Origin of the sequence: Ensifer sp. 22521 (assembly GCF_052044795.1) — a bacterium.
GTDB lineage: Bacteria > Pseudomonadota > Alphaproteobacteria > Rhizobiales > Rhizobiaceae > Ensifer.
In genome coordinates this window covers 1-4450 of the sequence record NZ_JBQENM010000066.1, presented here as the reverse complement: position 1 = coordinate 4450, position 4450 = coordinate 1, and the positions used below count along the sequence as shown (strand labels likewise).

At 60.2% G+C, this 4450-nt stretch carries 6 protein-coding genes and 1 pseudogene; 3 read left to right on the top strand and 4 right to left on the bottom strand.

Features of this window, described 5'->3' with window-relative positions; genetic code table 11:
* Window positions 1-295: 295 nt before the first annotated feature.
* Complete coding sequence (locus ACTJKE_RS36500) at window positions 296-535, bottom strand: hypothetical protein (protein WP_440693903.1); 240 nt, start codon at window positions 533-535, stop codon at window positions 296-298.
* A gap of 99 nt (window positions 536-634) precedes the next feature.
* Between ACTJKE_RS36500 and ACTJKE_RS36495 the strand changes: the two genes are divergently transcribed.
* Genes ACTJKE_RS36495 through ACTJKE_RS36485 form a run of 3 tightly spaced genes read left to right on the top strand, consistent with a single transcriptional unit; the run spans window position 635 to window position 2425 of the window.
* Window positions 635-886, top strand: coding sequence for a FitA-like ribbon-helix-helix domain-containing protein (locus ACTJKE_RS36495; protein ID WP_440637627.1), 252 nt, complete (start codon window positions 635-637; stop codon window positions 884-886).
* Entirely contained in the window at window positions 883-1305 is a 423-nt protein-coding gene (locus ACTJKE_RS36490) for a type II toxin-antitoxin system VapC family toxin (RefSeq protein ID WP_440693901.1), read from the top strand. Before ACTJKE_RS36495 ends, ACTJKE_RS36490 begins: the two co-directional genes overlap by 4 nt.
* 1 nt (window position 1306) lies before the next feature.
* Window positions 1307-2425: an integrase gene (locus ACTJKE_RS36485; protein ID WP_440693899.1), complete on the top strand. Its 1119-nt coding sequence runs from the start codon at window positions 1307-1309 to the stop codon at window positions 2423-2425.
* On the opposite strand, the pseudogene ACTJKE_RS36480 reads toward ACTJKE_RS36485, so the two are convergent.
* The 3 genes and pseudogenes from ACTJKE_RS36480 to ACTJKE_RS36470 form a co-directional block, all read right to left on the bottom strand.
* Window positions 2352-2645, bottom strand: a pseudogene (locus ACTJKE_RS36480) (transposase); the annotation flags it as partial. The gene ACTJKE_RS36485 and the pseudogene ACTJKE_RS36480 overlap by 74 nt on opposite strands.
* Window positions 2646-2771: 126 nt before the next feature.
* A complete protein-coding gene (gene istB, locus ACTJKE_RS36475) occupies window positions 2772-3509 on the bottom strand; it encodes an IS21-like element helper ATPase IstB (RefSeq protein ID WP_014330260.1) in 738 nt (245 codons plus the stop codon).
* Window positions 3510-3521: 12 nt separating this feature from the next.
* On the bottom strand, window positions 3522-4450 hold a 929-nt coding region (locus tag ACTJKE_RS36470; protein WP_440691931.1), incomplete at its 5' end, for a Mu transposase domain-containing protein.

Here is a 4450-nt window from a genome sequence, read left to right as displayed (position 1 = left end):
CAGCTCACATGAGGATTTTGACGTCAAGATCGATCATCAATACATAGCGTTCTTTCTCCCATTTCTTGCAAACCCGTGGTCTGAGCCAGCATGCATGAGCCGGCGCGCATCCGTCGCCGGATCCAACTCACATTCGGTCGCCGTTATGTTCGACAGCACCACTATCCCGCTTGCGTAGCGGCAAGGCTCAGGAGAACGGAACCATTCTATAGGGCGGCATTTTAAGCCAAACTGCGACGAGGTTCGTTCACCGGATCCACCAGGATTGATCAGCCCTGGTGGATTTCTGGATTCGCTAAGGGCTCGGCGGTTGACCGATCATAGATGAACAGGTCAAGTTCGCCTGTGCTATGATCACGAAGTCTATCGCCTCGCCGCTCCCGACCGCGAAGATCGCCGGGAGATGCTCCTCAAGGAACCCCTTGAGCGCCGCAGCTCTTTCATTTCCTTTCAATCCTTTATGGCCAAAATTCTCGGCCTTCTCTGCGTCGAGGAGTAGCCTCTTTTCAGCTCGCGAGGGCCGGACAACGGCCATGTTTCGCTCGACGTTTTCCCTTTCCGGCTACTGTGGCTCCAATTGAAAGATTGCCGTCATTGCAGTATATGCAATCAATGATGACTGGAGGCGACCTGCATGGCTAGCATGACCATTCGCAACATCGATGATCGACTGAAACAGAGGCTGCGGGTCCGCGCGGCGACCCACGGCCGTTCGATGGAAGACGAGGCGCGCGACATTTTGAAAATGGTGTTGGCGCAGCAGGAGACAACGGCGGGAAACCTCGCTGCCGCAATCCGCGCGCGCCTGCAGCCGCTTGGCGGCGTCGAACTGGAAATTCCCGCGCGCGAACCGATCCGTGACGCTCCGGACTTCTCCGCAATATGATTGTTCTCGACACAAACATCATATCCGAACTGCTGTTGCCGGCTCCGAAGCCGGCGGTTGTCCATTGGCTTGCGGAACAACCTCCCGCCGCCATCTTCACAACCACGATCACCGAAGCCGAAATCCTATATGGTCTACGCCTGCTTCCCGATGGTCGCCGCCGGCGTGACCTTGAAGCGGCAATCTTGCCGATCTTTGCGCAAGACCTCGCCGGTCGCGTCCTGCCATTCGATCGGGAGGCCGCAGACGTTTATGGGACAATTGCAACGGAGCGGCGCAAGGCGGGTCGCCCGATCAGTCAGTTCGACGCACAGATCGCCTCCATCGCCCTTTCCCGTGGCGCCGCACTGGCAACTCGGAATGTTCCGTATTTCGAGGACGTCGGTTTGGTGATCATAAATCCGTGGCAGGACAGATAAGGTGGTCGGACGCCGCAAATCTATCGACGCTACAGCCGGCTCGATACTGCATCGAGCCGAGCAACTCGACGCGCTCGATGCCATCCTGCCTTTTGATCGGCGCGATCAACTCGCTGCCCTCCTCACTGACGACGACGTCGCCACGCTCAAGCATCTTGCCAGCGAAGGCATGGGCGACAACACCCTGCGGGCACTGGCCTCCGACCTCGGCTATCTGGAGGCCTGGTGCCAGCTCGCCACGGGCAGCCCCCTCGCCTGGCCGGCGCAGGAAAGCCTACTGCTGAAATTCGTCGCCCACCATCTCTGGGACCCGGCCAAGCGCGTGGAAGATCCAAGCCATGGCATGCCGGTGAAGGTGGAAACTGGCCTCCGTTCCCAACGTCTGTTGCGCGCCGACGGACCGCATGCCCCCGAGACCGTGCGGCGCCGGCTGACGAGTTGGTCGATCCTTACCCGCTGGCGCGGCCTCAGTGGATCATTCAACCGCCCTTCGCTCAAATCGGCCCTGCGTCTCGCCGTTCGTGCCAGCGCGCGTCCGCGGCAACGAAAGAGCAAAAAGGCGGTGACCGGCGATGTCCTGGCCAAGCTGCTGCAGGCCTGTGCCGGTGAACGCTTGGTCGACCTGCGCGATCGCGCGCTGCTTCTGGCCGCTTTTGCCTCCGGCGGCCGTCGCCGATCGGAAGTGGCAGCCTTGCGAGTCGAGGACCTGACCGATGAGGACACCGTGCAGGCGGATCCGGCGGATCCTAACTCCCCTCCCCTCCCTTCTTCTCTATTCGGCGGGTCGAGGTCAAGCATCGTCGAGCGCCTTCTCCGTCAAAGGAAATCCATCGCGGGGTCTTGCTTCTCTCCGGGATCGGCCCTGCGGGCCCTCCCACCATGGGGTCAGAAGAATGAAGCAGAACAATCTGCACCGACGTCCTGGACCACCTGCCTGCGGCGGCCGGTACAAGGGGAGGGCCGAACTTACTTCATCCGTCGTCCCGCGAGGGACTTCTTCTCCGCACGAAGCGGAAACTGTTATTGTGTCGAGATCAATGATCAGGTCATGCGTGCGCGGTTGGCAATCCCTCCTTCGTCCAGCGGAACTCGGTGCCATCGCTCCACATGCGGTGCATGATCACTGCCAGGCGGCGCGCCAATGCGGTAATGGCCTTTTGGCGCCCTCGCCTCTTGGCCACGTTCATCGCCCAGGCCTTCAACCACGACCATTTCCTTGTGACTGACAACAAGGACTGCGCGGCTTCGTGGAGCAGCATCCGCATCATCGCGTCCCCGCAACAGGAGATGTGCCCGATGCGTTTGCTTTCGCCCGACTCGTTCAGTTTGGGCGTCAATCCTGCCGATTCCGATGAAGCCGCCCCTTCGTTCCGAGATGATTGCGCTCCCAGTTTCCGGGATGATCTCGCCCCCTGTCTAGGGAGGTCTGCGGGCGATGATTGTTGTCAGTTCAATTAGGCTAGGTGTCAAGCTTTGCGGGGTAGGTTTCGGCGCAGACTATCGCCGCTCAATTCGATGCGGTGGGCATTGTGGACCAACCTGTCGAGTATGGCATCGGCATAGGTTGGGTCGCCGATGACACCGTGCCAGGCGGATACGGGAAGTTGGCTGGTAATGATCGTCGACCGACGGCCGTAGCGATCTTCGAGGATTTCCAGCAAATCGTGACGGGCCTGTTCATTGAGCGGTTCGAGCCCCCAATCATCCAGTATCAGGAGCTGAACGTGGCCCAAGGTCCGTTGCAGCCGGGCATACCGGCCGTCACCACGCGCGAGCGCAAGCTGGGCAAACAGCCTTGGGACACGCTGATAGAGAACTGAGCGATCGTCTCGGCAAGCCTTGTGACCGAGAGCGCAAGCCAACCAACTCTTTCCGACACCCGAGGGTCCGCAAATGGCCAGATTGTCATGAGCGTTGATCCAGTCGCCACCGAGCAGTTTCATGAAGAGAGCACGGTCGAGGCTGCGTTCGGCGCGATAATCGACATCTTCCGGGGTCGCCTGGTGGCGAAGCTTGGCAAACCTGAGACGTGCCGCAAGCTTGCGATCGTAACGGGAGCTCCATTCCCGTTCGAGCAGCAGTCCGAGCCATTCGGCGTGCGAGAGATGTTCGGCTTCGCCGTTGGCAACGAGTTCGCCAAAGGCCTTTGCCATGCCGGACAGGCCCATGGCATTCAATTTATCTAGTGTTGGATGAGCAAGCATCTTTCGTTCTCCTTAGTGGTAATAGCGGGGGCCGCGGATGTTGGCGTGATGGATCGGTTCATGCGACGCCGCTCCATTTGAGGCAGCCGTTCGGTCAAGGTGATTGTCGAGGATGGAGCGCACCGAGCCATAGGTCCGGGCCCCGATCTCCAGCGCCCGCCCGCAAGCGGCATTGACCCTGTCGCGGCCAAAGCTCTTGCTGAGGCGGATGATCCCGAGGCAAGCTCGAAAGCCCTGCTCGGGATGTGGCCTGTCGGCAAGGATGCGCTCGCACAACAGCGCGACATCCGGTCCCATGGCGGAGGCTTCGCGTTGAATGCGTTCGATCGTCCAGTCGGCAAAACGGCGATGCGCCGAGGGCATATGATCGGGGATCGTCGTGTGCTTCCCGTTGCCGCTGGAGCGGCGATGGGCGGCAATACGCTCGCCCTTGTGGAAGATCTCGATCGTATTGGCGGTGATACGAGCCTCAACCTGCTCGCGGGCGAAGCGATAGGGAACGGAATAATAGTGCCGCTCGATCTCGACGTGATAATCCAGCCCGGCACGTCGTATACGCCATTCGGCAAAGACATAGCGTTCGACAGGCAGTGGTCGCAAAACCGGACGATCAAGCTCTTCGAACAGTTGACGGCGCGTGACGCCAACGCGGCGCAGGACTCGTTTGTCATTGAGATCATGAAGCAATTCGCCGATCGCCGCATTGACCTCGGCCAAGCTATAGAAGATGCGATGGCGCAGCCGGCCCAATAGCCAGCGTTCGACGATACGAACCGCAGCTTCCACTTTCGCTTTGTCACGCGGGCGTCGCGGCCGCGTTGGCAAGACGGCGCTGCCATAATGGGCTGCCATCCCGCAATACGTCCGGTTGACCTGGGGATCGAAGTGGCAGGCCTTGATGATCGCTACCTTGGCATTGTCGGGAACCAGCAAGGCTGGCG

Bases quoted from the DNA above. Each gene is read 5' to 3' on its own strand.
- ACTJKE_RS36500 (WP_440693903.1), bottom strand. From the start codon at position 535: ATGGCCGTTGTCCGGCCCTCGCGAGCTGAAAAGAGGCTACTCCTCGAC.
- ACTJKE_RS36495 (WP_440637627.1), top strand. From the start codon at position 635: ATGGCTAGCATGACCATTCGCAACATCGATGATCGACTGAAACAGAGG.
- ACTJKE_RS36490 (WP_440693901.1), top strand. From the start codon at position 883: ATGATTGTTCTCGACACAAACATCATATCCGAACTGCTGTTGCCGGCT.
- istB (WP_014330260.1), bottom strand. From the start codon at position 3,509: ATGCTTGCTCATCCAACACTAGATAAATTGAATGCCATGGGCCTGTCC.